Source organism: Longivirga aurantiaca, assembly GCF_042660085.1.
GTDB classification, from domain to species: Bacteria; Actinomycetota; Actinomycetes; order S36-B12; family CAIYMF01; genus Longivirga; species Longivirga aurantiaca.
Map to the genome: position 1 here is coordinate 15655 of NZ_JBHSTI010000058.1, position 25903 is coordinate 41557.

The 25903-nt window shown below is 72.9% G+C and carries 23 protein-coding genes; 17 read left to right on the forward strand and 6 right to left on the reverse strand.

Going from position 1 to position 25903, the window contains the following annotated elements; genetic code table 11:
- The first annotated feature begins 57 nt into the window (after positions 1-57).
- A complete protein-coding gene (locus tag ACFQGU_RS17420; RefSeq protein ID WP_386768969.1) occupies positions 58-4191 on the forward strand; it encodes a putative inorganic carbon transporter subunit DabA in 4134 nt (1377 codons plus the stop codon).
- Positions 4192-4321: 130 nt separating this feature from the next.
- Here the strand turns inward: ACFQGU_RS17420 and ACFQGU_RS17425 are convergent, their stop codons facing one another.
- The 5 genes from ACFQGU_RS17425 to ACFQGU_RS17445 form a co-directional block, all read right to left on the reverse strand.
- Entirely contained in the window at positions 4322-4957 is a 636-nt protein-coding gene (locus ACFQGU_RS17425) for a response regulator (protein WP_386768970.1), read from the reverse strand.
- Entirely contained in the window at positions 4954-6252 is a 1299-nt protein-coding gene (locus ACFQGU_RS17430; protein WP_386768971.1) for a sensor histidine kinase, read from the reverse strand. The genes ACFQGU_RS17425 and ACFQGU_RS17430 overlap by 4 nt, the downstream gene beginning before the upstream one ends.
- 697 nt (positions 6253-6949) lie before the next feature.
- Positions 6950-8458 (reverse strand): S8 family peptidase, encoded by a 1509-nt coding sequence (locus ACFQGU_RS17435; protein ID WP_386768972.1) that lies wholly within the window; start codon positions 8456-8458, stop codon positions 6950-6952.
- 488 nt (positions 8459-8946) lie between these two features.
- Complete coding sequence (locus ACFQGU_RS17440; protein WP_386768973.1) at positions 8947-9912, reverse strand: DUF1254 domain-containing protein; 966 nt, start codon at positions 9910-9912, stop codon at positions 8947-8949.
- Positions 9903-10565 (reverse strand): hypothetical protein, encoded by a 663-nt coding sequence (locus ACFQGU_RS17445; protein WP_386768974.1) that lies wholly within the window; start codon positions 10563-10565, stop codon positions 9903-9905. The genes ACFQGU_RS17440 and ACFQGU_RS17445 overlap by 10 nt, the downstream gene beginning before the upstream one ends.
- A gap of 194 nt (positions 10566-10759) precedes the next feature.
- On the opposite strand from ACFQGU_RS17445, the gene ACFQGU_RS17450 reads away from it, so the two are divergent.
- Positions 10760-12481: a SulP family inorganic anion transporter gene (locus ACFQGU_RS17450; RefSeq protein ID WP_386768975.1), complete on the forward strand. Its 1722-nt coding sequence runs from the start codon at positions 10760-10762 to the stop codon at positions 12479-12481.
- A 434-nt stretch (positions 12482-12915) separates the two neighbouring features.
- Positions 12916-14121 (forward strand): tyrosine-type recombinase/integrase, encoded by a 1206-nt coding sequence (locus tag ACFQGU_RS17455; protein ID WP_386768976.1) that lies wholly within the window; start codon positions 12916-12918, stop codon positions 14119-14121.
- On the opposite strand, the gene ACFQGU_RS17460 is transcribed toward ACFQGU_RS17455, so the two are convergent.
- Positions 14098-14331 (reverse strand): helix-turn-helix domain-containing protein, encoded by a 234-nt coding sequence (locus ACFQGU_RS17460; protein WP_386768977.1) that lies wholly within the window; start codon positions 14329-14331, stop codon positions 14098-14100. The two genes, ACFQGU_RS17455 and ACFQGU_RS17460, sit on opposite strands and share 24 nt — an antisense overlap.
- Positions 14332-14689: 358 nt before the next feature.
- Here ACFQGU_RS17460 and ACFQGU_RS17465 point away from each other — a divergent pair, with 358 nt between their 5' ends.
- The 14 genes from ACFQGU_RS17465 (at position 14690) to ACFQGU_RS17530 (ending at position 25867) form a co-directional block, all read left to right on the forward strand.
- Positions 14690-15073, forward strand: a complete 384-nt coding sequence (locus ACFQGU_RS17465) for a hypothetical protein (RefSeq protein WP_386768978.1) — start codon at positions 14690-14692, stop codon at positions 15071-15073.
- Between the two features lie 38 nt (positions 15074-15111).
- Positions 15112-16452, forward strand: a complete 1341-nt coding sequence (locus ACFQGU_RS17470; protein WP_386768979.1) for a hypothetical protein — start codon at positions 15112-15114, stop codon at positions 16450-16452.
- Positions 16453-16945: 493 nt separating this feature from the next.
- Positions 16946-17761, forward strand: coding sequence for a hypothetical protein (locus tag ACFQGU_RS17475; RefSeq protein ID WP_386768980.1), 816 nt, complete (start codon positions 16946-16948; stop codon positions 17759-17761).
- A gap of 173 nt (positions 17762-17934) precedes the next feature.
- The gene (locus ACFQGU_RS17480) at positions 17935-18513 is read left to right on the forward strand and encodes a hypothetical protein (RefSeq protein ID WP_386768981.1); all 579 of its coding nucleotides are present in this window, start codon (positions 17935-17937) and stop codon (positions 18511-18513) included.
- Positions 18507-19421 carry a hypothetical protein gene (locus ACFQGU_RS17485; RefSeq protein ID WP_386768982.1) on the forward strand — a complete coding sequence of 305 codons (915 nt, stop codon included), beginning with the start codon at positions 18507-18509 and terminating at the stop codon, positions 19419-19421. Before ACFQGU_RS17480 ends, ACFQGU_RS17485 begins: the two co-directional genes overlap by 7 nt.
- A gap of 40 nt (positions 19422-19461) precedes the next feature.
- Positions 19462-20145 (forward strand): SAF domain-containing protein, encoded by a 684-nt coding sequence (locus tag ACFQGU_RS17490; RefSeq protein WP_386768983.1) that lies wholly within the window; start codon positions 19462-19464, stop codon positions 20143-20145.
- Positions 20142-20978, forward strand: a complete 837-nt coding sequence (locus ACFQGU_RS17495; RefSeq protein ID WP_386768984.1) for a hypothetical protein — start codon at positions 20142-20144, stop codon at positions 20976-20978. Before ACFQGU_RS17490 ends, ACFQGU_RS17495 begins: the two co-directional genes overlap by 4 nt.
- Entirely contained in the window at positions 20975-22435 is a 1461-nt protein-coding gene (locus tag ACFQGU_RS17500) for a CpaF family protein (protein WP_386768985.1), read from the forward strand. The genes ACFQGU_RS17495 and ACFQGU_RS17500 overlap by 4 nt, the downstream gene beginning before the upstream one ends.
- A complete protein-coding gene (locus ACFQGU_RS17505; protein WP_386768986.1) occupies positions 22432-23346 on the forward strand; it encodes a type II secretion system F family protein in 915 nt (304 codons plus the stop codon). Before ACFQGU_RS17500 ends, ACFQGU_RS17505 begins: the two co-directional genes overlap by 4 nt.
- Positions 23343-24230 (forward strand): type II secretion system F family protein, encoded by an 888-nt coding sequence (locus ACFQGU_RS17510; protein WP_386768987.1) that lies wholly within the window; start codon positions 23343-23345, stop codon positions 24228-24230. Before ACFQGU_RS17505 ends, ACFQGU_RS17510 begins: the two co-directional genes overlap by 4 nt.
- Positions 24231-24292: 62 nt before the next feature.
- Positions 24293-24493 carry a hypothetical protein gene (locus ACFQGU_RS17515; protein ID WP_386768988.1) on the forward strand — a complete coding sequence of 67 codons (201 nt, stop codon included), beginning with the start codon at positions 24293-24295 and terminating at the stop codon, positions 24491-24493.
- Positions 24494-24588: 95 nt separating this feature from the next.
- Positions 24589-24951: a TadE/TadG family type IV pilus assembly protein gene (locus ACFQGU_RS17520; RefSeq protein ID WP_386768989.1), complete on the forward strand. Its 363-nt coding sequence runs from the start codon at positions 24589-24591 to the stop codon at positions 24949-24951.
- Complete coding sequence (locus ACFQGU_RS17525; protein ID WP_386768990.1) at positions 24948-25424, forward strand: TadE/TadG family type IV pilus assembly protein; 477 nt, start codon at positions 24948-24950, stop codon at positions 25422-25424. Before ACFQGU_RS17520 ends, ACFQGU_RS17525 begins: the two co-directional genes overlap by 4 nt.
- A complete protein-coding gene (locus ACFQGU_RS17530) occupies positions 25421-25867 on the forward strand; it encodes a hypothetical protein (RefSeq protein ID WP_386768991.1) in 447 nt (148 codons plus the stop codon). Before ACFQGU_RS17525 ends, ACFQGU_RS17530 begins: the two co-directional genes overlap by 4 nt.
- Positions 25868-25903: the final 36 nt, after the last annotated feature.

Genomic DNA, 25903 nt, shown 5'->3' on the forward strand with positions numbered 1-25903 from the left:
CCACGGCGGAACCGCGACTCGCTAGACAGGAAGTCAACTTCCTGTATTATTCTTCGCATGTCACCCCTGCGCGTCACGACGACGGCCCTCACCCTCACCGCGCTCGGTTCCGTGCTGCTGCTCGCGACCGTCCTGGTCAACGGCCCCGTGACGGCCGACCTGGGCGCGGTCGACGCCGGTCCGTTCGGCACCGCGACGGTCGGGCTCGGCCTGGACGCCGTGCGCGCGATGCTGCTGGTGCTCGTCACCGGCGTCGGTGCGGTGGTGGCGGCGTACTCGCGGCGCAACCTCGCCGGACAGGCCCGGCTGGCCCGCTTCGCGGTGCTGCAGCTCGTGGTCGTGCTCGGTCTCGCCCTCGCCGTCAGTGCTGCGAGCCTGCCCCTGCTGGCCCTCGGCTGGATCGCCTCCGGTCTCGCGATGTCGGGGCTGGTCGAGCACGCGGGCGGCGACCGGGCACGCGCGGCGAGCCGCTGGGTCCGGCGCAGGCTGCTCGTCGGCGATCTCGCCCTCGTCGCCGCGGTGGTGGTGTCCGGTGCGTGGCTCGGCGTGCTCGACGTGGCGGCGCTCGGCGCGGCCGCAGGGACGGGCGCCGCTGCCGAGGTCGTGGCCGTGCTCGTCGTGCTCGCAGGTGCCGTGCGCAGCGCGCTGGTGCCCGCGCACCGCTGGCTCCCCGAGGTGGCCGAGGCGCCCTCGCCGGTGAGCGCCCTGCTGCACGCCGGCTTCGTCAACGGGATCGGCATCCTCGCCCTGCTCCTCTGGCCCCTGCTCTCGGTCAGCGGTGCGGCGCGCGGCCTGGCGTTCGCTCTCGGCCTCGCCACCGTCGTCATCGCGACCGCGCAGCTGCGCGTGCGCTCCGACGTCAAGGGCCGGCTCGCATCGTCGACCTCGGCGCAGATGGGCTACCTCGCCGTCACGCTCGGCCTCGGGCTGCCGGCGGCGGCGCTCATCCACCTGCTCGGCCACGGCATGTGGAAGGCCGGGCTCTTCCTCGGCGCCGGCGGCGCGATCGAGCGGGCCCGGGCGGCCCGAGCCCCGCACGCGTCGCGCCGCGACCCGCGCGCCTGGCTCGCCGCCGCGCTCGGTGTGCTGGTCGTCCTTCTGGCGGCGGGCCTCCCGCTGGCCTGGGCCGAGCCGCTCCTCTCGATGCCGGCGTACCTGCTGCCCGTGGCGGTCGCGGCGCTGGCCGCGGCTGTCGCGGCCCGGGCCGCGGCGACCGGCCGGCGTGCCGGCAGCGTCGTCGTCGCCCTCGCTGCTGCGACCGGCTATGTGCTCGCGGTGCGGCTGGCCGACCATGCGCTCGCCGACGTGCTCGGCTGGAGCCCGCCGGCCTGGGGCGAGCCGGGCACGGCGCTGCTCGCGGGCGCCGTGGCGGGCCTCCTGCTCGTGGGCGCCGTGGGCTGGCTGCTCGACGCGCGGCTGCGGCGGGGCGCCATGCCGGGCCTCGCCGCCCGGGTCGGTCGCTCGGTCCACGCCCCGGTCGCCGCCCTGCCGCGGATCGCGCTTCCCGCGCCCGTTCCGGGCAGCGGCCTGCCCGCACCGGAGCCCGCCCTGGTCGTCGAGGCCACCGTCACCGCCGCCGAGGTCGTGGCGCCGAGCTGGCCGCTGGCCGCGTTCGTGGCGAGCAACCCCCTCGCCGGGCTCGAGCACCTGGACTTCGCCGACGCGGTCGACGCCGCTGCAGCCACCTGGGGTGCGCGCACCGAGATCGACGCTGCGCTGCTGCGGGCGTCCCTGGACGACGGCGTGCTCGACCCGGCTGCGCTCCAGCGCGTCGCCGCCACGGTGGCCCCGGGCCTCGACCTCCCGCTGCAGGGGTGCGTACGCGAGCGGTCGGCCCTCGTCGCCGCGGCGCTGCTCGCCGAGGAGCCCCCGCAGGACGACGTCGACTGGGTGCGGTCGGCCCTCGGTGCCCGGTCGTGGGGCCGGTCGCGCCGCCGGCTCGTGTCGTCGCCCGCCGAGGCGGCCGCGGACGGACGTCCCGAGCTGGTCGCCCTCGACTCACGCGGCCGCGACCTGGTCGCGACGTACGCCGCCCGCAGCTACGGCGCGGCGTCGTGGCCCTCGCCGTACCCCGGTGTCTGGGACGCCGTCCGCGGCGACGCCGCGCACCTCGACCGCCTGCTCCGCACGCGCGGCGCCGCCGGGTGGGTCGCCAGCATGCCGGTCGCACCGGCCGAGGCCGTGGCGGAGGCGCTGGCGCGGTGCGGCGTGCTCGCCGACGACGTCGTGCCCGCGCTGTCGCGGGTGCTCGCCCGCGACCCGGGCTGGGTCGCGCACCTCGCGTGGCGGCGCCGGGTCGGCCGTGCCGACGGCGTGGTCGAGCTGCTCGACCTGCTCGCCGCCCGCCTCGTCCTGGAGTCGCTGGTGGTGGCGGCCGCCGGCCCGCGGGCCGCGCTCGTGCGGGACGTCGAGGACGACCTCGCTCCGGTGGTGGCGATGCTGATCCGCGCATCCGGCGCGCCCCGGGACTCCGTCGCGCCGGCCGCGCTCGACGCGCTGCGCGAGATCGCGGTCGAGATGCTCGAGGAGGGCCTCGGGCTGCTGCGGCTGCGCGCGCTCGAGGAGTCGTACCGGCGTCCGCTCATCCAGCACCTCGCCGCGCGCGCCGAGGTGCTGGCCGGCGCACCCGTCGCCGGGCAGGCGGATGCTCAGGTGGTCGCGTGCATCGACGTGCGGTCCGAGCGCCTGCGCCGCGCGCTCGAGGCGCGCGGTCCCTGGGAGACCCTCGGCGCGGCCGGCTTCTTCGGGCTGCCGCTGGCGCACTGCTCCGCCTCGGGTGCTCTCACCGAGCGGCTGCCCGCGCTGCTGCGTCCTGCGCACGTGGTCTCCGAGCCGCAGCGTGCGACGCCGTGGGCCGAGTCGGTCCTGGGCGAGACGTCGGACGCTGTGCACGCGGTCGAGCTCGCGCCGGCGGCGCCGTTCGCGCTCGCCGAGGCGGCCGGCTGGGTGTCCGGCCCGTCCGCCCTCCTGCACACCGTCCTCCCCCGCCTGTGGGGCCAGGTCCGGCCGGGCGGGGAGTCGGTCCCTGAGGGCGTGCTCGACCTCGAGCAGGGATCCGGCGCGCCCGCGGGCTTCGGGCTCGACGAGCTCGTGGCGGCTGCGGCGGCGTTCCTGCGCACGACGGGGCTGCTCCACCCGGCCCCGGTGGTGCTGCTCCTCGGGCACGGCGGTCACGCGGCGAACAACCCGCACGTCGCGGCGTACGACTGCGGCGCCTGCGGCGGCTTCGCCGGCGACGTGAGCGCGCGGGCCATGGCCCAGGTGCTCAACGACCCTCGGGTGCGCGACGGCCTGCGGGCCCAGGGCATCGATCTGCCCGCCGCCACCTGGTTCGGCGCTGCGCTGCACGACACGACCCGCGACCGGGTGAGCATGCTCGTCGACGTCCCGCCCGCGTGCGCGGACGTGGTCGCGAGGCTCCTCGACGACGTGGCGGGCGCGTGCGACGCCGTGGCGGCGGAGAGGGCGCCGCTGCTGCCCGAGCGGCTGCCGGCCGACACCGCGCGGCTGCGCGGCGCGCTCGACTCGCGGGCCGTCGACTGGGCGCAGGTGCGGCCCGAGTGGGGCCTGGCCCGGAACGCCGCGATCGTGATCGGGCCCCGGAGCCTGACCGATGCGCTCGACCTCGACGGCCGGGTGTTCCTGCAGTCCTACCGTGCCGAGCTCGACGAGGACGGCTCGTCGCTCGACTTCCTCATGAGCGCGCCGCTCGTGGTGGCGCAGTGGATCTCGTCGCAGTACTGGTGCTCCACCGTGGACCCGCTGCGGTTCGGTGCCGGCGACAAGACCACCCACAACGTCCTGACGTCGGCGTCCGGCGAGCCCGCACCGCTGACGGCCGTCGTCACCGGTGCCCGCGGCGACCTCCGCATCGGGCTGCCCTGGCAGGCCGTCTCGGCGAGCGCGCCGTCGGGCGGGCGGTGGACCGAGCGGCCGTTCCACGAGCCGCTGCGTCTGCTGGCGGTGATCCACGCGTCGACCAGCGCGGTCGAGGCGGTCCTGGCACGGCGGCCCGAGGTCGCCCGGCTGGTGCTGGGCGGGTGGGTGTCGCTCGTGGTCCTCGACCCCGCGACGGGTGCGGCCTGGCGACGCGATCCGGAGGCCGGCTGGGTGCCTGCCGAGCACGTCGTGGGCGGCCACGCCGTCCTCGATCGAGCAGGGGACGAGGTGCCGGGGTCGAACGTCGGGTGAGCCTGCGGCGCATCTCTCGGTCGGCTCACGGGCGGGGGTAACCCCCAGGAGGAGCGAGCCGGAGCCGATGGCGCGAGCGGGACGCCCTCCCGCACGCCCGGCTCCCGGAGGCTCTTCCTGCACGTCCGGGTCAGGCGGGGCGGTCGACCAGGTGCTCCTTGGCCCACACCGCGGCGCTGGTGCGGTCGCCGACCCCGAGCCGTGTGAAGACGTTCGTGAGATGCCCCTTCACGGTGCGCTCGCTGATGCCGAGCCGACGCGCGATCTGGCCGTTGGTGAGGCCGCGCACGACCAGGAGCAGCACGTCGCGCTCGCGCTCGGTGAGGTCGTCGGCCGGGGTGGTGGTGGGGGCCATCCGTCGGTTGAGGGCCACGCGCGCGGCCTTCGGGTGCAGCGGCGACTCGCCACGTGCGGCCGCGCGGACGGCACCCACGATCTCGTCCGGCTCGGAGTCCTTGAGCATGTAGCCGACCGCGCCGGCGTCGAGCGCGTCGAGGATGCGCTCGGGGTCGGAGAACGACGTGAGCGCGACGACCGCGACGGTGTCGTCCATCGCGACGATCTCGGCCGTGGCGCTGGTGCCGTCGCGGCCGGGCATGGACAGGTCCATGAGCACCACGTGCGGCTGGTGCTCGCGCACGGCGTCCACGGCGTCGCCCGCGTTGCTCACCGCCGCGACCACGCGGATGTCGTCCTGGGTCTCGAGCATGAGCGCCACACCGTGCCGGAGCACGGGGTGGTCGTCGACGACCACGACGTCGATCACAGGGGGATCCTCGCTGTGAGCTCGGTGCCCTCGTGGGGCGCCGTACGGACGGACAGGGTGCCGCGGACCTCGGCGAGCGAGTCCTCGAGCAGCGCGAGGCCGAGGTGCCCGGCGGGGGTGGCGGCCGAGGGATGAGCGGGGTCCTCGAGCGCGAATCCCTTGCCGTCGTCGGCCACGGTCAGCGTGACGGCATCGGCGCTCTGCACGATCGCGACCCGCACCCGCGTGGCCTCGGCGTGCTTGACGATGTTGCGCACCGACTCCTGCGCGACGCGGAACAGCGCGGTCTCGACGTCCTCCGGGAGGTTGGCCGCGCCATCGACGTCGAGCTCGACGTCGATCTCGCGGCTCGCGAGCTGCGCGGTGAGGTCGCTGAGCGCCGCGGCGAGCCCGGCACGGCGCAGGCCGGGCGGGTAGATCTCGACCAGGAGCGAGCGGAGCCCGCGCACGCCCTGGCGCAGCTCGGTCGCTGCGTTGCGCACGGTGCTCGCCGCCCAGCTCTGGTCGGCGGAGGTCAGCTGCTCCGAGCGCAGCTTGTCGGCGACGCCGGACAGCGCATAGCTCGATCCCGCGAGCGACTGCACGATGCCGTCGTGCAGGTGCGCGGCGATGCGCCGGCGCTCGGTCGTCGACGCGTCGAGCGCGTGCTGCAGCAGCCGCATCCGCTCGGCGCGCGCCCGGTCGAGGCTGCGCGCCAGCGACCACGCGACGGGGACGAGGACGAGCAGCAGCAGCACCATGCCGCCGATCGTGATGGGCGCGAACTCGCCGAGGACGTCGCCCTGACGGGCGTCGACCGCGGTGCGCGTCTGGTAGGTCTCGAACAGCAGCGTCTCGCCCGCCGGCGTCCACACCGGGAGGTAGACCTCGAGCAGCGGGCCGCTGCCGCCGTCGAAGCGGTTCTCCGGACGTTCGAGGTCGCTCGCCTCGGCGACCGCGACCCCGCCGGTGTCGATGACCTCGAGTTCCTCGTCGCCGAGGGCGTACTGCGAGCCGATGAGACGCGGCTCGTCCGACCACACGATGACGCCGTCGCGGTTCCAGATCTTCACGCGGACGACGTCAGCGCTCAGCATCCGCTCCTGCACCAGTGCCGCGAACTCGGCCTGGGCGACGGCGTCGCCGTCGATCAGCGCCTGGGTGAGCTCGGGCTGCACCAGCGCGGCGGCGAGGGTGATCGTGCGCTGGCGCGCGTCCTCGATCGCCTCCCGCTCGGCGGCGCGGCTCGCTGCGAACCACACACCGGCGGACACGAGCAGCAGGGCGACCACGCCCGCGGCGATGAAGCGGGTCATGGCCTGACGCACCACCGTCTGAGGGGGATCAGACGGTGGCGCGCCAGGGGCCGAGGTCGCTCGCTCGAGCATGTCCACCTCGTCGACCTCCGGATCCCCCTGGGCCCAGGACCCACCGGAGGTCGGAGCCTCGCGGTGGGCGGGCTCGTCGGAGTGGGCGACGGAGGCCATGACGGTGGCCGACGTCGACGACGAACCCGGTGCCCAGGGCGTGAGGCGCCGACCGGCGGACCGGACGCGAGCACCCTGCGGCACCGCGGGTAGGGCCCACCAGCCGTCCATGAGTACCGGTACCTCCCGCTCGGGTCGTCGGTGTTCGCCGCGTCGTGAGCAGACTGTGCGCCCTGCCGAGAGGTGGTTGAAGGGTCACCGACGGACCGTGCCCGAACCTTGGACGAATCTGTGACGTCGCTCCGACGCTCGTTCGCTCTGACCGGTCGTGCCGCGCACTGTCCCCACGTCGGACGCAGCAGGTCCCCGGTACGTCTCGACGGGCCACCTGCCCGACGCAGCGGACATCGCCAGGCTCGTGGGCGATGCGTGCGCGGAGGCGCGCGATGTCCAGGACGGCACCGTCTCGCAGGTGTATCCGGCGCTGGCCCGCTCGCCCGCCGACCTCTGCGGCGTCTGCGTCGTGGGCGCGGCGTCGGTCAGACGAGCGACGAGAGGGCGAGCCGAGCGGACGTGCTGCTACGCGTCACTTCGTGACGGTGGTGGTCGCCGTCCCGCCGTCCCATGAGGTGCCGGCCTTGACCACGCCCGTGACCGTGTACGTGACGCTGGTGACGTTGAGGCTCAGCGAGACCGACACGCTGCAGGAACCGGTCGAGCCGGTGGTGCAGGTGGCGGTGCCGGTCGCACCTCCCGATCGGGTCACCGTGACAGTGGCCCCGCTGACCGGCCCGCCGGTGGCCGTGTCCGTCACCGTGGTGGTGGCGGTGGCCGTCCACGACCTCTTGGCCAGCTTCTTGCTCCCACTGATCGATGCGGCGGTCGTGATCATGGGCGCAGGAGCGGGGGCGGTGAAGAGCAGGCGGTTGGGCGACCCGGTGCCCGGGGAGCCGACGACACCTGTGGTCGCCTGGCCGACGAGGGCGTCGCGCACCTGCGCCGGAGTGAGGTTCGGCGACTGCTGCAACAGCAGGGCGGCGGCACCTGCCACGTGCGGGGCAGCCATCGACGTTCCGCTCTTGCTCGTCGACCCCGTGTCGCTCGTGTACGACGCCGACACGATGCCGGCGAACAGCCCGTCGCCACCCGGCGCGAACAGGTCGAGGCAGGCGCCGTAGTTGGAGTAGTTCGCGCGCGCATCGCTCCTCGTCGTCGCGCCGACGGTGACCCCTTCTGCGACACGGGCGGGGGAGAAGGTTGCGCAGCCGTCGGTGTTGTCGTTGCCGGCCGCGAGCGTGTAGGTGACGCCCGCCGCGATGGAGGCGCGGACGGCGTCGTCGAGAGGCTGGCTCGGGTCGCCGCCCAGGCTCATGTTGGCCACCATCGGTACGCCCGGGCTCGCCGTCTTCTGCGACGTGACCCAGTCAATGCCGGCGATCACTTGCGCGTCGGTGCCGTTGCCGGTGCAGTCGAGCACGCGAACGGCCTTCAGGGTCACGGCCTTCGCGACCCCGAAGCTCGAGCCGCCCACCGTGCCGGCCACGTGCGTGCCGTGCCCCTGGCAGTCCGCAGCGCTACCGCCCGCCGTGATGGCGTCGTACCCCGTCGAGGCGCGACCACCGAACGTGGTGTGCGTGAAGCGGATGCCGGTGTCGAGCACGAACACCGTCACGCCCGCGCCCGTGGCGTCGTAGCGGTACGCCGAGTCCAGCGGCAGGGCGCGCTGGTCGATGCGGTCGAGTCCCCAGGACGGCGGGTTGGTCTGCGTGGTGTCGACATGCTTGCGGCCGTCGCGCGCGACGTAGGCGACCTGCGGTGAGCGCGCCAGCGCCGCGGCGGCGGCCGCGGACGCCGTGATCGAGAAGCCGCGCAGCGCATGCTGGTACACGAACCCCACCTGGCCGCCCACTCGGCGGGCCTGCTCGGCCGCGACATCGGGCACCTGGTAGCCCGCCACCCCGTTGAGGACGACGATCCAGGTCGACGTGGGTGTGGCCGCCTGCGCCGGTGCCGCGAGACCCGTAGCCGCCAGGGCCCCGAGGGCCAGGCCGACGGTCGCCGTCAACGCTGTCGTGCCTCGTCCGAGCATGCTCATGGGTTCTCTCCGTCGCCTCGCGGGACCCGACCCCCGTCGGCCAGGGTAGGGCCCACCAGCGGCCACGACCAGGCTTCCACGGGCGGGCAGGGTGCCGCGGCGACGTCAGCGCGGTGGGCTGAGAGGACGTGGTGGCTCCACCCGATTCTGAGCGGGTGACGGGATCCGTCCCGCGTCCCCCTGCGGAGCGACGAAGCCCTGTCCTGGCCGGCTTCGCCGGCGGGGACAGGGCTTCGAGCGGAGAAGTGACCGCGGACGTAGGGGTTCTGCGCGGCCTGGCGGCTCCCAGAGGCGGATCCGGCTGGACCGCGGACGTCCGTTCCAGAGGCCCGAATCGCTGCACGCTCTGGCAAAGCAACGTGTGGAAGGTGCGGCCCGCCCGTGTGGCTGCGAGGAGCGATGCAGGGGCTGCCCCTGGAGAGGTGACGTTGTCAGCGTCACGGCGTCACGGCGTCACGCCGCTCGGCGTCCAGCACGACCGCGGGTCGTCAGGCCGATTCGATCTCGGGGAACACCCAGCCGCCGTCGAGGACCTCGGGTCTGGGTCGGTAGAGGCGCACGGTGTAGTTCCAGCCGTCCATGATCCGCAGACAGTTGGGGCGCCCGTCGCCGCAGCCGCCGAAGTGCACGACGACGGAGCCGTCGTCCTCCACCTGCGCGGTGAACTGGTTCACGCTGCAGCCGCCTTCGTCGCTGGCCTCGAAGAAGCCGTCGGCGTTGTAGACGGAGAGGGACCAGAACGCGTCGACGGGCACGTCGCGGACCACGAGCCGGTACTCGCCGACGGGCAATCCGGGGTCGACGGTGAGGTAGTGGGCCTCGGTGTCGGGAAGGCCGCCCCACCCGATGGCTGTGCCGATGAGGTGCCGTACCGGGTCCACGTCGTCCTTGCGGCCGAACATGCCGGTCGCGCCGTCCACGGTCCGGCCCAGCGCGAGCAGTGCGGCCCGGACGCTGTCGAAGGAGGCCTGGTCGTAGCTCGGCATGGCGAGCGGCACACTGGACGCCGCGACCACGCTCAGCCCGTCCTGGACGGCGTTCGCGGAAGCCACGTCAGCGGCGTCGGCCGGGTCGGCCAGGACGCGCGCAACCAGGGTGACGTAGCGCGTGCCGTGGTCGGCCTGTTGGAGACGGTGCTGGCCGGCGTCGTGCAGCACCTGGTTGATGTAGTGGTCGGCGTTGACGACCGCGACGGACAGGTAGCGCCCGGAGCTGTCGGGGACGGTGACGGTGGCGCCGTCGGCGAGGTCGACGACGGCGAAGCTGTAGAGGGTGTCGCGGTTCATCCGGACGACGGTCTGCTGGTCCAGCGGCGTGGGGACCCGGACGTGGTGGAAGCGGTTGATGCCGCCACCGCCGGCCATCAGGTTGGTCATCATCCGGGCGGTCTCGGCCGCGACGAAGTTGTCGACGCTGACCTTGATCGCGGCGCCCGCTGGTGTGGTCACGACCACGGGTCGAAGCTGCCGACGCCGTCGATGAGGCCCTGGTACATGTTCGCCAGGTCATCCGGAACGATGTTGGCGACCCCGTCGGTGGTGATCGCGAAGTCGCGGTCCAGCGTCACGGTGCGGTAGGTCCAGCCCTCCGGGAGGTCGAGGCGGTCTCCGAGCGTGGCCAGCCCGTCCACGGTGAGGTCGGGTGACTTGGCGTTGGTGTAGGTCTGCATCACCCAGGTGACGTCGTCGGGTGAGCGCAGCAGGTGGACCTGGCGCCCGGCATTGAACTCCCAGACGTTGGTGCGGTGGATCTGCTGGGGCTGGTACGCAAGGGACGACTGGTCCCGGGTCGGGTCGAAGCCGGCTGGCATGTGCATCTTGGCGAGCAGGTTGAAGTCGACGCCGCCGAGGGTGGCCGGCTCCCCGACGATGTCGATGGTCAGCGCGTCCATCAGCCAGAAGCGGCGCGGGTTCTTCCACACCAGGTCGCACCCGTACTCGACGCGCAGCTTGTCGACGTCGATCGCGGCGAACGCCTCGTCCGGGCACGGGCCTCGCCCTGTGGTGTTGTACACAAGAGCGTCGTAGCCACCGTCAGCCTCGGTGAGCAGGAAGATCTCACCCTGCGGATAGTCGTGCAGGCCCTCGACGCGGATTGTCTCAGTCATGCCTGAACGCTACGCCGCTCCGTGGAGGCGATGCGCGCTCACGTCACGATCCGAGCTCACCGCGATCTGCGCGTTGGGTGACGTGAGGTGCGCGCCATTCCGACTGCTGCTGCGCAACGCGCCATGCGCAGTCGTAGTGTCCGTTCGGGACGTGCATCCCCGTCCGCAGCTGACCTGAGTGGAGGCGGTGAGCGATGCCCGCGCGAAGCCCGCTGCTGCTCGCATCGCTGCGCGGCTACCGCCGGCCGTGGTTGACCGCGGACCTGCTGGCCGGGATGTCGGTGTGGGCCGTGCTCGTGCCCGAGTCGCTGGCCTACGCGACCATCGCGGGCGTACCCCCGGTCGTCGGCTTGTACGCCGCCGTGCCGGCGCTCGTGCTCTACGCAGTGCTCGGGTCCTCCCGACACCTGGTCGTGGCGACCATGTCCGCCACCGCGGCCCTGTCCGCCAGTGTTGTCGCCGTCTATGCGCGCCCGGGCTCCGGGGACTACGTCGCGATCACGGCGATGCTGGCCATCGTCACGGGCGTGCTCGGCGTTGTCGCCGGGCTGTGCCGACTGGGGTTCCTCGCCACGTTCATCTCCGAGCCCGTGCTCCGGGGCTTCATCGTCGGTCTTGCGCTGACCATCATCGCCGGGCAGCTGCCCGCGCTGTTCGGAGTGCCCAAGGAGGCCGGCGACTTCTTCGAGCAGATGGCTGGCCTGCTAAGGCAGCTCGCCCACTCCAACGCCGCGACGCTCGGCGTCGGGCTCGTCAGCCTCGCAGTTGTGCTCGGCTGCCGGCTCTGGCTGCCACGGCTGCCCGGTTCGCTGATCGCGGTGCTGCTCGGCGTCGCCGCAGTGCCGCTGCTCGACCTCGTCGACCGCGGCGTGGCGATCGTCGGACCGATCCAGGCCGGTCTTCCCACCCTCGGAATCCCCAGCGGACACGGCCTGGCCGACTACCTCGGGCTGGTGTCGGCAGCCGCCGGCATCCTGCTCCTCGGCTTCGTCGAGGGCCTCGGACCCGCCAAGGCCTACGCCGCGCGGGAGGGCCTCGAGATCGACGCGAACCGCGAGCTGATCGGGGTGGGCGCGGCCAACATCGGCGCCGGGATCACAGCGGGCATGGTCGTGAACGGCACACTGGCCAAGACCGCGGTCAACGTCAACGCCGGAGCCAAGAGCCAGGTCTCCGGACTCACGGCCGCCTCGCTGACGATCATCACGCTGCTGTTCCTCACGGGCTTGTTCGAGAACCTGCCCGAGGCCACCCTCGCCGCCATCGTGATCGCCGCCGTCATCGAGCTGGTGAACATCCCGGCGCTCGTCCGGCTCTACCGCGTCTGGACCGGGCATCTGGGCCGGATCTACGGCTGGGCCGCCCGCGCCGACTTCATCGCCGCCCTCGCCGCGCTGCTCGGCGTGCTCGTCTTCGACACGCTGCCGGGCCTGTTCATCGGCATCGTGGTCTCGATCCTGCTGCTGCTCTACCGCGCGTCACGCCCGCAGGTGGCCACCCTTGCGAGCACCGCCACGACCGACGGCCGCGACCACATCTGGGTCGATGCCGCACGCCACCCCGACCTCCCCGTCCGCGACGACGTCCTCGTCGTCCGCGTCGAGTCCGGGCTCTTCTTCGCCAATGCCGACAACGTCCGCACCGCCATCCGGGACCGCATCACGCCCACCACGACGGCTGTCGTCCTCGACGCCTCCACCACCCCGGCCATCGACGTGTCGGCCACCGAGATGCTCGCCCAGCTCGCCGGCGACCTGCGCCGCGACGGCATCGCACTGCTCATCGCGCACGGGATCGGCCAGGTCCGCGACGTCCTGCGACGTGCTGGTGCCGAGCAGGACGTCCTTCAAGCCCTGTACGACACCGTCGACGAGGCCGTCGCCGCGGCACCCCCCGAGCGCGTCCCAGGCACGTAGGACGACCGGGTGCCCGTCGACCGTCAGGTGCAGCGAGGCAGGGACTGTCTCCCGCCACGGTCGGCGGTCATGAGCTCGATGCTCGCAGGCTCGGACGACGGATCCGGGCCGTATCGCCAGCACCGAGCACGGAGACACTCGCGCGGGATTGCACCGGACGAGTGCGCGATCGGTGCCGTCGCCGCGGGTGAGGTTCGTGAGCCTTCCTGACGGAGGGCCCGCGACAACCGGACGTCCCCGACCCGGACGGGACGGGGCTTCGAGCGGAGCGGGTGACGGGAATCGAACCCGCACTGTCAGCTTGGGAAGCTGTAGGCAGGCTGGACTTGTAGGGTGCTGACCTGCAGTTATACACATCTGCGATCCTTGCGTGGGCTACACGTGGGCTAACCTAAGGGCGAGTAGAGGTGCTCGTCAGACCCTGAGGGGGCGAGGTGGCGACAACGGCGGGGGCCGCCAAGCGGAAGAGATCGTCGGCCTTCGGGACGGTAGAGCAACTGCCGTCCGGGAGGTTCCGAGTCCGTTGGCAAGACGACAACGGACGTCGTGTCACCGCACCGCACACCTTCGCGACCAAGTCGGACGCGCGGCGCTACCTCGCCACGGTGGAGGCCGATCGCATCCGCGGGACCCTCGGAGCCCGACGGCAGGTCAGCGAAAACTTGAGCACCTACGGGAGCGCCTGGATCGCACAGAGGCCGCAGATCAAAGACTCCACCCGCCACCAATACGACATCGACTTCCGGCTTCACATCGAGCCGTTGCTCGGCCAGCTTCGCCTCATCGAGATCGACGCGGAGGCTGTGCGCCGCTGGCACGCGGATGAGTCACTCAGGCTGCGGGAGGAACTGGCTGGATCGGGACGGTCCGGCGCGGCAACCGTCGCGCGTGCGTACCGGCTGCTCAGGTCCATCCTGCAGACGGCAGTCGACGACGAGATCCTCGGTCGAAACCCGTGCCGGATCTCAGGCGGCGGAGACGCCCGTTCGACGGAGCGGCCGGTCCTCTCCGCTGAGGAGATCGGGTGGTTGGCCGAAGCGGTGCCCGGGCGGTACCGAGCCTTCGTGCTCGTCGCTGGTTTCACCGGACTGCGCGCCGGCGAGATTGCGGCTTTGCGCATTGCCGACCTCAACCTGCGATCCGGCAAGGGGAGCGTCACGGTGAATCGTCGCTTCTATCGCGTCGGAGGTGCCATCACCGTCGACACTCCCAAATCGCGGGTCGGTGCCCGCGTGGTTGCACTTCCGACCTTCGTCGCCACGGAGCTGCGTGCTCACCTCAATGCCTACAGGCCCAGCGCGGATGGTGCTGATCTGGTCTTTGTCACAGCCGGAGGCCGCGACGTCATCGACGGCTACTCCCAGGTGCTGCGCCGGGGCCTCAACCGAATCGGCCGCAGCGACGCGCGAGCGCACGACCTCCGTCATTCGGCGTTGACGTCCGCAGCCGAGCACGGGGCGACCCTGGCAACGCTGATGCAGATGGCCGGGCACTCGACGCCGGCGGCGGCGCAGCGGTACCAGCATGCGACGCTCGAGCACGCGCGTCGAGTGGCCGCGGCGATGGACAAATCGGCAGCGGGATTCGTCTCGCGTAGCGGGAGCAAGAGCAAGGCTTCAGGACCCGCCGACAGCACCTGATGGCTCGACAGTCCCCGCAGCGATGAAGGCGTCCAGATCTCTCCGGTCGATCCTGACGTACCTCCCGATCTTGTAGAACCGGATGCGACGCTCGGCGACGAGCCGTCGAACGAATCGCACCGGCGTGCCCAGTGCTAGCGCGGCTGTCTCGACGTCCAGAAGCGCGTCGGACGTCGTCGCATCACGCGCCCTGGTCTCCACGTTCGGCACGTCGCCTCCCACTCAAGCGGTCTGCATCAAGATGCGCGGTCGAGTGACTCGAGCGGTGACCGACGTGTCCAGATAGCGAGCCTGGTCGACGAACTTACGGCGGTGCTTGCAGCGCGCGCCGAGGTTCCTAGCAATTCGGCGTTGCGCACGTGCACCCAGCTGCAGAGAACCGCGGTGGCCACCCACCCAACCTGCGGCCAATTCCCCGCAGGTGGGCGACGGGACCGACCGGCTGTGGCTCGACAGGAGCCCTCGCACATCTTCATGCGACGGCGTGTTGTCCCCAACCTCGTCCACCGCCGCTGGGTGCGCGCTCGCCGTAGGTGGACTCTTCCCGCTGGCCTAAAGGAGGCATCGCATGACTGCACTGGATTCGTCGGCTCCAGTTCGGCTCTGGGGGGCTCTGGCGTCCAGCCTGACGGAGCTGTATCGCCGCACGTTGACCGCGTCGGCGATGCGGGACGACACCGAGGCCATCGTGGTGGCGATCGGCCTGCGGGAGGCGCTGGAACGCATCGCCGACCTGACGGCGCCCGACCCAGGCTCGCCGCTTCCCGTGGCGACCTCCGGCGACTCGAGCCACGACGCGGGCAGGTGGGTGCGAGGCGGACGAGTGGCGATCACGGAGCTGCTCGCTGTCCCCGTCGTGCATGACGTCGCGCCGACGGACCTGCTTTTGCTGGCCCGGGTGGCGCACCTGCTAGGGCGGGCGGAGGACGTCCTGGCCGAGGCCGCGGCGTGACAACCCCAGCTTCAGCGGGTGCCACCTACGGGGAGCTCATGCACGCTGCGACCCGGCATGTCGCGTGGGCGGCGATGACCGTGAGCACCGAACGCTTCTCCGACCGTGCCGCAGCGTTCAGCGCCCTCGACGCTCATCGCGCGGTGCTGGTGGCCGCGGGCGGGCATCTGCTGTTCCTGGCTGGCGGGCTGCACCGTGGCGAAGGGCTGGTGTCGGCGCCGGACCAGTCGGACCGGCCTGCGTTGGCGCTGGCCCGGGCACTGCAATCGCTGCAGGCCCGCGACGTGGCCGACCGAGATCAGGGCCGTGGCGGGCCGGCGCAGTCCTGGGTCGCTGCCGTGAAGGCATTGGGCGCGGCCCGGGACCTGGTCGCCACACACCGGGATGCCCGGGGCGCGGACCGCACCCCGGACGCTGGCGTCTTGGACGACGGCGCCGAACGCGCAGCCGGGTACCTGCTGGTCGCCGACCTCGTCGACACGGTCGCCGCTGCAGACCGTGACCTGGCGCTGCGCGCCGCCCAGGCCGGCATCGCATGGTCGAAGGTCGAACGCGCGATGCCCGGCCTGACCCGGGTGAGTGAGGCAGTGCGGGTGCTGCGCATGCAGGCCGCCTACCCCGCCTCGGGCGCTGCTCGCCTCGCCCGCCTCCCCTTGGCCCGGCCGGGCGTCACCTCGCCCACGCCAGCCGGTGCGCTGCTGCAACGCACCGACCGGCTGCGTCTCGGGGCCTGGACGCTGGCGCGGCATCCGCGGCGCGCCAACGCTGCGGACCTGGTCGAGTACGCCGCAGCAGCGGCCATCCTGCACACCCACCTCGCTGCGCACGCTTCCGCCCTGGAGGATCCCGCCCTGGCCGGGGCGTGGTCGCAGCAGCGCACGGCTTGGGTCGACCAGCACCGACTGCTCGCCAGGTTCACCAGCGGCACCCCCGCGACCCTGGGCTTGCGGGCCGACGTCGCGGCGCTGCCCGCCTCCGCGGCGATCGCCCTTCCTCTGACTCGTGACGCCGCCGGGATTCGCGCCTTCGGCGCGGCGCAGCTCAGCCCCGCGCTGATGCTGGAGCTATCCGCAGCCTGCACCGATCTCGCGGTCACGAACCAGACGACGCTGCGCGCCCTGCTCGATCGGGACGCTCTGTTCATTGATGCCCGCTACCTGACCGGCGACCAGGTCACCGACCACACCGACCTGATCGAGGCCAAGATGGCCGGGCGGTACGTCCCCGCCGCTGCAAGCGACTTGGCGCCCGCCCTCGCCGGCTACACATCGCTCGCCGCAGCCCAGCCCACCGCATCAACCTTCCCGCCGGACAGGGCTCCCGCCGATCGCCTGGCAGCGACCAGACGCGTCGACCGACCCACCCTCGAGCGCACGTGACCGGCTCGCCGACTTCCGGCGAGCCCGTCACCGACTCCGTCACGAGCACGAACCGACTCCGTCACGAGCAGGTGCGGACTCCGTCACCGACTCCGTCACCGGCGTCAAGGGCCGCCATCGCCGCAGGTCAGGGCGCTACCGAAGTTCGCGACGGAGTCCATGACGGAGTCGGCCACCACGCTTGCCACACACCGGATACATCGCAGAGGAGGTCGCCGTGGCTACCCAGCACATCCTCGATGTTGAGCCCCGGTCTGGCGGTCGCCGGCTCCGACCTGGACTCCGTCATCGACTCCGTCTCGAAACTAATCGGTCGGTCGAGAGGCGGTTCCTTCCTCGGAAGTCGCCCGCGACGGAGTCCATGACGGACCCCCTCACAACGCTGGCCCTGCCATCGACCAACCCGATGCAGGAGGACCACATGACCCCCATCACGACCCTGGATCACGCCCGCCCCGCGGGTGAGCCCACCGCGGTCCTGGACCGCACCCGCATGAGCCTGCTGGCGTACCTGGACCTCGTCGACGTCCACGGCTGGGATGGCCCTGCCGGCTGCGCACTGCTCTCGTACGTCCGCGACACAGTGGTGCGTCCCCAGGTCTCCTACCGCGGTCTGACCGGCCCCGTCGCCGCACAGGCCGAGGCCACTGCATGGACGATGACGTGGCGAACGCTGACCTCCCCCCGGATCCGGGATGCCGAGTCGCCCTGGGGGATCCTGTGGTCCGCCGCGCGCCGGGCGATCGAGGACGAGTCGATCGCGGCCGCTTACGGCACCCAGCCGCGTAAGGCCTGGCAGCAGCGTGCGAGTCAGCGTCTCGCCGCCCGCAGTTCCGACCCGTGCCTTGTCAGCGTGTCGCTGCCGCCGTTGAGCTGGGAGCTCCTCTCCGAACATGGGCTGGAGCCCGCATCTAGCGTGGGCGGAGGGACTTGGGCGGCTGGCGACGCGCCGATCCTGACCGCGGTGGTCGCGGTCTTGCTCGAGGCCGGTTGGCAGCTGGAGCCGGCCTCACGGGCGCTGCTGTCCGTCGCCGCCCGCAGTCGCCACCGCGGCGGCCGTCCGCACGTCCTGGGCGGGTACCGCGGGGTCGCAGCCGACGCGACGATCCCCGGCTGGCAGGCGCGCCGACTGGTGCACGTGCTCCTCGGCACCCAGCAGTGGCCCGGCCTCATTGAACGTCTGGCGGTACGGCCCGACCGGGGAGCGATCGACGCCGTCATGCACGCGGCCCTCCGAGCCACGCTCGACAAGACACTCACGAGCCCAGACATGCTCATCCGCAACGCCACCCTTCAGGCCGCGTCGTGACCCGGCCCATGAGTCGCGCGGCGACCGGCCGTTCGAGGTCACTCGATCGAGTACACCCGGAGCGCGCGCTGTCCACAGGTTCCGGCGAACAGGGTGCCGCGCGTCAACGAGAGGGGGTACAAAGAGCGGATCGACGGGGGAACGTCCCGTCACACCGACGCAGCAAGGCGGTGGTGACGATGATCAGCGGCCATGCCTGCCGCGCGGTGCTCGCAGCGCTACTCGGAGCCTTCGTCCTCGTCGGCTGCACCGAAGCCCCGCAGGACCCGCTGCCTACGTCGTCGTCGCCCGGTACGCGACCGTCAGCGTCCTCGACCGCCCCGACGGTGTCGACTACGCCTACCGAGTCCGTTGAGGCACTCGCCGCTTACGACCGGTTCTGGGCGGCGAAGGTTGCGTCGCAGGCGGATCCGACCAAGCAGCCGCCGAAGGCCTTGCGCGCCAACGCCATCGACAAGGCCTTGTCCGATGCTCTCGCGACGGTGCTCCTGCTGCGCCGCAATGGAGTGGAGATGCGCGGGGAGCCCGTTCACGAAACATCCGTGGTCTCAGTGACGGCTGGGGCGCGACCCGAGGTGGCCATCACGGACTGCCTGGACTCCACTGAATGGCTTCCCGTCGTCGTGGCGACCGGCGAGTCTGCGCTCGCCCCAGGCCAATCACCGCGCGTCGTTGTCGAGTCGGTGGCGACCATCTTCGATGGGCGCTGGGTCATCAAGACTTCGACTGCGTTCCGGGATCGCTCGTGCTGACGCGGGTCGTCGTGTCGCTCGCTGTGGCGGCGATGGCAGCGCTCGCGACCGCCGCCAATGCGGAGGCGACCGGCACCTCCGGCGGCGTCACGTGTCCACCGGATCAACCCATCTGCATCATCGTCGTCGAGGGTCCCGGCAGTCCCGGGTCGACGCCGACTCCCACACCGGGCGGCGGTACGACGCCCGAGTGCCGCCTGCCGATCACCGGCGAGGCAGTCGACTGCTACGACCCCACCTTCGGCTGGTGGAGCAATTCCCAGGGCTGCTACTTCATGCTGGTCGACCCTCAGCCAGTCAGTAGCGACCCAGTCTGGTCCGGACGCCCAGCCGGGGGCGCCATCTACCTGGCGACGTGCCTCAGCACGGGAGGCTCCGGCGGGGGATGGGTGTGGCTGTCGGGACCTCCTGACGGTTACGGCGGCACCGCGACGCCGGCGACGTTGGCGCAGCGGGCGCTGGACTCGATGCGCCTGGACGGTCCGGACATCGGCATGGCACCGGATCCCTCGGGCACAGGGCTCGTCGGTCTGCCGGTGTGGATGTGGACCGAGGTGCGTGCCTCGACGTGGGGTCCGACGTCGGCGACGGCGTCGATCCCGGGAACGTCGGTGACCGCGACGGCGCGGGCGTCGAAGGTGGTGTGGGACATGGGCGATGGCTACACGGTGACGTGCACGTCGCCCGGCACCCCATACACGACGTCGGCCGGCGATACGCAGTCCCCGACGTGCGGGCACGTCTACAACCGGTCCTCGGCGTCGCAGCCCGGCCACGCCTACGCAGTCACGGCGACCACGACGTGGGTGGTGTCGTGGGCCGGCGGCGGGCAGTCCGGCGTGCTGACGGTGACCCGGACGTCGTCGACGAGCGTGCGCATCGGCGAGCTTCAGGTGCTGGTCACATGAGCACCGGCGCGCGGCGTGCCATGCGACGGGAGGTGGGGCGGTGACGACCACGAGCAGGTCGAGCACGGCACGTGCCGACGGGCCGACGCGGGCGATGCCGGTCGCTGCAGCGCTGCGCGCCCCACGGCCGCGGCGCCGCCCGGGGCTGCTGGCCCTGGGCGTGGCCCTGGTCGCGGTGGGAGCGCTCGCGGCTGCGTGGCTGGTGTCGACCAGCAGCGCCCGCGTCGCTGTGCTGGTCGCGGCGCGCGACGTTCCCTATGGGACGGTCCTGACCGACGCCGACCTGTCGACCGTCGAGGTCTCCGGCACGAGCGGGGTCGCCGTCATCCCGGCGGGCGAGCGTGACCAGGTCGTGGGCCAGGTCGCTGCGACGACGATCGTGGCCGGGTCGCTGCTGGCGCCCGCGCAGCTCACCGACGCAGCACCCCCGAAGGCGGGGGAGGTCCTGGTCGGTGTTCCGCTCAAGGCGGACCGGCTGCCCGCCGGTGGTCTGACGCCGGGGGACCGGGTCCTCATCGTCGAGACCCCTGGCGTGGACGGCGACCCGCCGATCGGGCTGCCCGCGACTCTGGCGGCGACTGTCGTGCGGGTCGGCCCGGCTGACCTGAACGGGGTGTCGGTGCTCGACGTCACGGTCGCGGCCGGGGACGGTCCGGCGCTGGCCTCGCGGGCCGCGACCGGGCGCATCGCGCTGGTGCTGCTGCCGCGGGTGGCCGGGTCATGACCGTGATCGCGGTGTGTTCGGCCAAGGGTGCGCCCGGGGCGACCACCACCGCGCTGGCCCTGGCCCTGGCCTGGCCGCTGAACGGGGGCTCGGTGCTTCTGGTCGACGCCGACCCGGCCGGCGCGGATCTGGCCTCGGGCTACCTACAGGGCGCGACCGGGCCGGGCGCCGGAGCCGGCGCCGTCGCGACGGCACGCAGCGACCTGCTCGACGCGGTCCACGGTTCCGCGGTCGCGCTCGACGCGACCGGGTCCCGGCTCCTGCTCGCCGGGCCCGCACCGTTCCCGCCGACCAGGCCTGGTGCGGCCCCGGCCTGGTCGCGGCTGCGCGACCTCGACAGCACAGGCGAGGGGAGCTGGTCGGTCCTCGTCGACCTCGGACGACTGCCTGCCGGCGCTGACGCATCGCTGCTGGCGGCCGCGGACCTCGTGGTGCTCGTGACCGGGTCGTCGTTGCGCGCGGTCGCGGCAGCACGCCCCGCCGCGAAGGCGATGCGCACAGCCGAGCCGGCACACTCGTCGTCGCCGCGGGGGTGGCTGCTGGTCGTCGGGGAGCGACGCCCGTACCCGGCCGATGAGGTCGCATCCTCCCTGGGGCTGCCGCTGCTCGGATCGCTGGCCTGGGATCCGCGGGCGGCGGCGGTGCTCAGCGACGGCGCGCCTGCCGGGCGGTGGTTCGCCCGCACCGCGCTGATGCGTTCCGCGACCGCAGTGACCGCTCGGCTCCGCGACAGCGCCGAGCGTCGCACGCCGTTGTCCGCCCCGACGTCCGACGAGTCGCTGCTGCACACCTCCGTAACGGCCCCCGACGCGGCGACGGTGGTGGGCTCGTGACCGAGCAGCTGCGCGCCGGGCAGGTCGACGACCTCGACGCCCCCGCGCTTCACGCGTGGCCCGAACCCGAACCGCCCGCAGCCGACCCGGGCGTCGGGTTGTCCGTCGATCACGGGCTGGTCCGTGAGCTGCGCCGCGAGGCCGCCGAACGCCTCGCCGCCCGCCTGCAGGCGAACCCGCTGACAGACGCGACGGCCCGCCAGGAGCTGTGCCGCTCCCTGCTCGCCGATGTCCTAACGGCCCGGTCCCGCGACGCGGCCCGCGCGGGCGCCCCGGGGTGGAGCGTGGAGGAGGAGTTCGCGCTCGCCGACGCGGTCATGTCGGCGCTGTTCGGCCTGGGACGGCTGCAGCCGCTGGTCGACGACCCGATGGTGGAGAACATCGAGGTCAACGGCCACGACCAGGTCTGGGTGTCCTATGCGGATGGCCGGGAGGAGCGCGGTCCCGCCGTTGCGGACTCCGACGCCGAGCTCCTCGAGCAGCTCCAGCACCTGGCCGCTCGGGTGGCGGGCAACGAACGCACGTTCACCACTGCGAACCCGCGCTTGCACCTGCGCCTGGAGGACGGGTCCCGGCTGGCGGCGATGGCGTGGACGACACCGCGCCCTCAGGTGGTGGTGCGCCGCCACCGGGTCCGCGACGTCGACCTTGACGACCTCATCGCCCTCGGGATGCTGGACACCGCGCTGGTCGCGTTCCTGCGCGCGGCGCTGCGGTCGGGGAAGAACATCATCGTCACCGGGCTGCAGAACGCGGGCAAGACCACGTTGATCCGGGCGTTGGCCAACGAGTTCGACCCGATGGAGCGGTTCGCGACGATCGAGCGGGAGTACGAGCTGCACCTGCACGAGCTCCCCGACCGGCACCCCCGGGTGGTGGCGATGGAGGCCCGCGAGGGGTCCAGCGAACGCGACGCTTCGGGCCGCCGCGCGGGCGAGGTGACGCTGTCCGAGCTGGTGGTGGATGCGCTGCGGATGAACCTGCGCCGCATCATCGTCGGCGAGGTCCGCGGCAGCGAGGCCGTCCCGATGCTGGAGGCGATGTCGACCGGCGACGGGTCGCTGTGCACGATCCACTCCCGCACCGCCGCGCACGCCCTGGACCGCCTGGTCACCCTGTGCCTGTCCGCGGACATCGGGATGACCGACACGTTCGCCTACCGCCTGGTCGCAGGCTCCGTGGACCTCATCGTCCACGCCCGGCTGCTAGACGAGACCCACATCGGGGGGCGGCGGCACCGGTTCGTGTCCGACATCGTGGAGATCAACGGGATGGGCGAGTTCGGCCGCCCCACCACCACGACCGTCTTCGCCCCCGGACCCGACGGGCGCGCCGCCCCCACCCACGCACCGGCATGCCTGCCGGAACTGATCAGAGCCGGGTTCGACCCCGGGTTCCTCGACCACCGCACCGGCACCTGGACCATGCCGCTGGACCTGGTCGGGGCACCGTCATGACCGCCGTCCTGGCCGCGGTCACCGGCGCGATCCTTGTCGCCGGATTGCTGCTGGTAGTCGCCGGGCTGTTCCCCGCGCTCGCACCCGCACCGGTGCCGCGTCGCACTGCGACGACGCACCCGCGGCGGCTGCCGGCCGGGTCGACGGCGCGCGCCATCGTCGCGGTTCTGGGTGCGGCCGTGGCGTGGCTGGTCACCGGGTGGCCGGTCGCGGCGCTCATCGTCGCCGCAACCGTGTGGGGCCTGCCGATCCTGCTCGGGACCTCGACCGTCGCGGCCGCGGGTATCGACCGGATCGAGGCGCTGGAGGAATGGACGAGGCGCCTGTCCGACGTGCTGGTGGTCGGTGTCGGTCTCGAGCAGGGCATCGCCGCGACCGTGCGCACCTGCCCGCAACGCCTGGAGGGCGAGGTGTCCGCGTTGGCGGCGCGGCTGGACGCGCGCTGGTCGACAGAGGCCGCGCTGCGCGCGTTCGCCGACGACCTCGACGACGCCACCGGCGATCTCGTCGTCGCGACGTTGATCCTGGGCGCCCGTCGTCGGGGCCCCGGCCTGGCACGGGTCCTGGCCGCGGTCGCGGACTCTGTCGCCGAGGAGGTCGCGATGCGCCGCCGGGTCGAGGCCGAGCGTGCCAAGCCCCGCACCACCGCCCGCGCGGTCACCGTCATCACCTTCGGCGTGGTCGCCGTCGGCGCGCTCAACGGCACCTACCTCGCCCCCTACGGCACCGTGCTCGGGCAGCTGGTGCTCGCGGTGATCGCGTGCGGGTTCATCGCCTCGCTGGCGTGGATGCGGGCGCTGACGTTGACCCGACCGCAGCCGCGGCTGTTCCAGCCCACCGGCTCGACGCGACTCGGCGACGCGGCAGGACTCACCAGCATGCCGGCCGTCGCTGTAAGGGGGGACTCGTGATCGACCCGTGGGTGATCGCCGCCGGCGCGAGCGTGGGCGCGGGTGTCGCGGTGCTGATCCGCGCCCTGGTCCCCGACGTCCCCGACCTCGCTGCGGCCCTGGCCCGCCTGGACACCGCCGATCCCGAACCCGTCGCCGTGGTCGGGGCGTCGCGGTGGCATCGCACCAGCACCAGCGTCTTCACCGACCTCGGTGCCCGTCTGCACCTGGACCGCTACGCCCGCGACCTCGCCCTGCTCGGCGAGACCCCGGCGACGCTGGCGGCGCGCAAGACCGGCTACGCGCTGCTCGGGCTGGCGTTCCCGCCGGTCCTGCTCGCCGCGGTCGCGCTGCTGGGCATCGTGCCCCCGATCGTCGTGCCCGCGGCGGTGTCGCTGCTGCTGGCGGCGGTGCTGTTCTGGGTGCCCGACGCGGACCTGCGCCGCCGCGCGCAGACCGAGCGGGACGCGATGCGCCTGGCGGTGTGCGCCTACCTCGAGTTCGTCGCCCTCGAGCGCGCCGGCGACGCCGGCACCGTGCAGGCTCTCGAGCGCGCCGCCTGGGTCGCCGATGCGCCGGGGTTCGTGCGGATCCGCGACGCCCTGACCCGCGCCGAGCTCGCCGGGCGCCCGCCGTGGGACGCGCTCGGCGACCTCTCGGAGCAGGTCGGCGTCCCCGAGCTCGGTGACCTCGCCGACATCATGCGCCTGTCCGGCACCGACGGCGCCGCCGTCTACGCCACCTTGCGCGCCCGCGCCGCCTCGCTGCGCCACCAGCTGCTGGCCGCGTCCGCGGCGGAGGCGAACGCCGCAAGCGAGCACATGATCATCCCCGTCGCCCTGCTGGGCATCGCCTTCATGGCCCTGATCGGCTACCCCGCCTTCGCCCGGATCCTGTTCTCCTAGAAACACGTCCCATCCCACCGTGCAACGCCCATGCACGCCGTACCGGACAGGAGCACCTCCCGATGACCAGCACCCTGCTCGCCGCCCGCGTCCTGCTCGTCGGCCACCTCGCCCGCACCCGCCGCACCCTGCGCAATCGGGGTGAGGACGGTGTCTCGACCCTGGAGCTGGTGATCATCGTGCTCGGGCTCATCGCGGTCGCGACGCTGCTGGTCACCGCGATCACCCTGGCCGTCACCCGCCGCACCGACCAGATCAACTGACCAGGCCCGCCGCAGCCATGCCCGCCCGCCCACTGGCAGGAACCGTCGGCACCGCCCGGTGCCGTCGGTGGCATGCCCGGGGGCAGGACGGGTCGGTGAGCCTGGAGATCGCGATCCTCGCGCCCGCACTGCTGCTGCTGGTGTTCTCGATCGTCCAGGGCGGCCTGTGGTTCCACGCCCGCAACCTCGCCCAGGCCGCAGCGCAGGAAGGCGCCGCCGCGGGCGCTGCCTACAACTCGACCACCGGCGCGGCGGTGGCGCGGGCCCGGTCCTTCCTCACCGACCACGCCGGGGACTCGCTGACCGGGACGTCCGTCACGGCCGCAGGCACCACAACCGCGTTCGTCCGGATCGAGGTGAGCGGCCGGGCGCTGTCGGTGCTGCCCGGTGTCCCCGGCCTGACCGTCACCCAGGACGCCCTCGTCCCGGTCGAGCGCTTCACCCCGGACATCCCATGACCGGCAGACGCCCGGGACAGCGGCGCGCCGCTGACCACGCTCTGGGCGCGGCCCGCCGCGCCGACGCGGGGTCGGTGACCCTCGAGCTGTCGATCCTCGCTCCTGCCGTGCTGGTCCTGCTCGCCCTCGTCGTCGTCGCCGGCCGGCTGTCCATCGCGCACCAGGCGGTCGACCACGCCGCCCAGACCGCCGCACGCGCCGCGACCCTGGCCCGCGACCCGGCGGCCGCCACCAGCACCGCGACCAGCGCCGCGCGCCGCGAGCTCGACACCGGCGACCTGCACTGCGCCACCGTGCGCGTCACCGTGGATACCAGCGGGTTCGCCGTCCCCGTCGGACGCCCGGCATCGGTCACCGCGACCGTCACCTGCACGGTGTCGCTGTCCGGTCTCGCCGTGCCCGGCATGCCCGGATCGCGGCAGGTCACCGCGACGGCGACCAGCCCGCTGGACACCTACCGGGGCCGGTCATGACCCCCCGACGTCCCACGCGGCACCGAAACGGCGGGCGCTGCGATGAGGGGTCGGCGACGGTATTCCTGTCCATCACCGTCCTCGGGCTGCTCGTCCTCATCGGCCTCGTCGTCGACGGCGGCGCCAAGATCCGCGGCATCCAACGCGCCGACGCCCTGGCCGCCGACGCCGCCCGCGTCGCCGGGCAGCGCATCGACGTCCCCGACGCCATCACCGGCCAGGACCCCACCCTGGACACCCGCGCCGCGACCGCAGCGGCCCGCGCCTACCTCACCGCCCGCGGCGTCACCGGGACCGTCACCACCACCGGAACCACCGTCACCGTGACCGTCACCGATTCGACCCCGACCGTGTTCCTCGGCCTCATCGGCATTCACACCCTCACCGTGAACGGGCGTGCCAGCGCCACCCTCGTCCCCGGCATCTCCGGAGCCGCACCATGACCAGAGCCACCACCCTGGCGACCAGCCGAGGGGCAG